Here is a 2,591-nt window from a genome sequence, read left to right as displayed (position 1 = left end):
GTATAAATGCTAATTTTAAGATGTACAGAAGTGATCGTTTAAAAATGTACAGTTTTGTCGGATAACTGCATAATATTCTTGAGGTGAATATTGTGCATATCGCAGTCAACATAAACACAGATCTAGAAATTAAGAGTCTAACAGATTTACCAAAATTAAAAACATTAATGGAGAATTTAAAGATGAAGATAAACAAAAGTAAATTAGCAAGGGACATGGGGGTAGATCGGAGGACCATCGACAAGTATCTGAGCGGGGTTCAGCCTAAAACCTTGCGAGAGCGCAAGTCCCAAATTGATGACTATTACGATGTGATTTCTCTACTGCTTTCGAAGGAATCTCCTCAGATTTTTTATTATAAACGAGTGTTATGGCAGTACTTAACGGATAATCACGGTTTACAATGTGCAGCATCCACATTTAGAGGATACATCTCAAAGAAACCAGAGTTTCAGAGTTACTTTGAGAATGGAAAGCGAAAAGCTGTAACGAATGAGGTGGTACGATTTGAGACGGCACCAGGAGAACAAGCGCAATTAGATTGGAAGGAGAAGATTCGATACATAACGAAGGATGGCGAGATTTTGTATGTGAATGTATGTGTCCTTTTACTTTCCTATTCGAGATTCCGAAGTTTTCTTTTATCCATCTCCAAGTCTCAAAGTGTTCTTTTATCTTTCCTCACGGAAAGCTTTGAAGCGATAGGTGGTGTTCCGAAAACGATCTTAACAGATAATATGAAGACGGTGATGGACGAGCCACGAACAGACTACCAAAAAGGAAAAGTGAATGAACGATTTTATCAATACGCAAAGGATATGGGGTTTACGGTAATACCGTGTAAAGCCGGGAATCCCAAAACCAAAGCGAAAGTCGAAGCACCGATGAAACTTCTAGATGAGATTCATGCGTATCAAGGGCAGTTCAATTATGAAGAACTCCACCAATTCGTCCAAAAACTCTGTGACCGAATTAATAATAGCTACCATCAAGGGACAGGAAAAATACCCATACTGGCTCTGAAAAAAGAAAGAAACCTCTTATGCCCACTACCAAATGAACAAATAAGAGATTTCTATAAAATCGATCATCAACAGGTGAAAGTGAATACTTCCAACATGATCGCCTACAGGTCTAACCAGTACTCAGTGCCCGCTGGATACATCGGAAAAACTGTAGGATTACAAATATATGATAACCATATTTTTGTTTATTATAACACGGAATTGCTTGTCCAACACCCTATCAGCCCACTAAAAATCACGTATAAGCCAGAGCATTATACAGAGGCGTTAGCCAGAGGCCTCCCACATAAAACTACGATTGAAATTGAAGAACTGGCGAAAAAGAATTTAGAGGCAATCGATGAGGTGTATAAAAATGAATAGTGCGTATACGAAACTGGTTAAAAATTTAGAGTATTTAAAGTTAAACCAAATGATCTTACATCTTGATGAAACGATCGACTTCATGACCACCAATCAACTCTCTTTCACCGATACCTTGAAGAAGCTGACCGATTACGAAATTGATATGAAAGAGATCAATATGATGAAATCCATGGTAAAAGTAGGTGCATTTCCACATTTAAAAGAGATTAAGGATTTTGATTTTGAGTTTCAGCCATCCATTAATGAGTCACAAATATTAGACTTTACCACCTTACGGTTCATTGAGCGACAAGAAAATATCGTTTTCTTAGGACCAAGTGGAGTGGGAAAAACGCACTTAGCTACATCGATTGGCATCGCAGCAGCAAAGAAACGAACAAGCACGTATTTTATCAAGTGCAATGACCTGATCATGAATCTAAAAAAAGCCAACTTAGAAAATCGGCTGGAGAATCGATTGAAGCATTATGCGAAGTATAAGTTGCTTATCATCGATGAAATTGGCTACTTACCCATTGACAAGGAGGATGCCAAGCTGTTCTTCCAATTAATCGATATGAGGTACGAAAGGAAAAGTACGATCTTAACAACTAACGTAACGTTCAAACTATGGGGAGACCTCTTCCAGGATACTAAAATCGCCAATGCCATCTTAGATCGGGTCCTCCACCACGCAACCGTAGTAAACATTACGGGAGACTCCTATCGTTTGAAGGATCATTTCGTACAAGAAAAAACAGAGAGTAATAAGAGGGAGATACTTAAATGAGCTCATATACGGCAAAGGAAGCAGCTACATTCTTTCAGTCCTACTGTGTATCATGTGACGAAGGTGAAGTACAAGAGTGGATGAATAAAGATCGGAGAACGAATACGGACAACCCCGTTTGCGAAGATGATCTTTACCAGTTTAATGAGTGGTGCCGATGGAGAGGGACGGCATATGAAGAAGGAATTGATGAACCAACCAAAACCGAAAGGTTGTTAGAAGAAATAAGCGAGCTAAAAAGAGAACGATCTTTATTAAGAAAAGAAATAGAAGCCCTAAAGGAACAACTCGGGATAATGCCATTCTAGTCTCAAAGGAACCCCCTGCCTAACTTTAAACGTTAGGTAGGGATCATCAACCCTTAAGAAAATGAACAAAAGTGTACATTCTAAAATCGTCAAAAGTGTACATATTATCATTGACATTTATAT

Annotated in this window: 3 protein-coding genes; all 3 read left to right on the top strand. The window is 38.5% G+C overall.

The genetic code is table 11. The features are described from left to right. Positions 1–92: 92 nt before the first annotated feature. Genes istA through ACTWQL_RS24725 form a run of 3 tightly spaced genes read left to right on the top strand, consistent with a single transcriptional unit; the run spans position 93 to position 2,468 of the window. On the top strand, positions 93–1,388 hold the full coding sequence (istA, locus tag ACTWQL_RS24735; protein WP_443145004.1) for an IS21 family transposase: 1,296 nt from the start codon (positions 93–95) through the stop codon (positions 1,386–1,388). Next, on the top strand, positions 1,381–2,160 hold the full coding sequence (istB, locus tag ACTWQL_RS24730; RefSeq protein ID WP_443145003.1) for an IS21-like element helper ATPase IstB: 780 nt from the start codon (positions 1,381–1,383) through the stop codon (positions 2,158–2,160). The genes istA and istB overlap by 8 nt, the downstream gene beginning before the upstream one ends. Next, positions 2,157–2,468 (top strand): hypothetical protein, encoded by a 312-nt coding sequence (locus tag ACTWQL_RS24725; RefSeq protein WP_443145002.1) that lies wholly within the window; start codon positions 2,157–2,159, stop codon positions 2,466–2,468. Before istB ends, ACTWQL_RS24725 begins: the two co-directional genes overlap by 4 nt. Positions 2,469–2,591: the final 123 nt, after the last annotated feature.

Origin of the sequence: Pseudalkalibacillus sp. R45 (assembly GCF_052246725.1) — a bacterium.
Classification (GTDB): Bacteria; Bacillota; Bacilli; order Bacillales; family Fictibacillaceae; genus Pseudalkalibacillus.
This window is presented reverse-complemented; position numbering and strand designations above follow the sequence as displayed.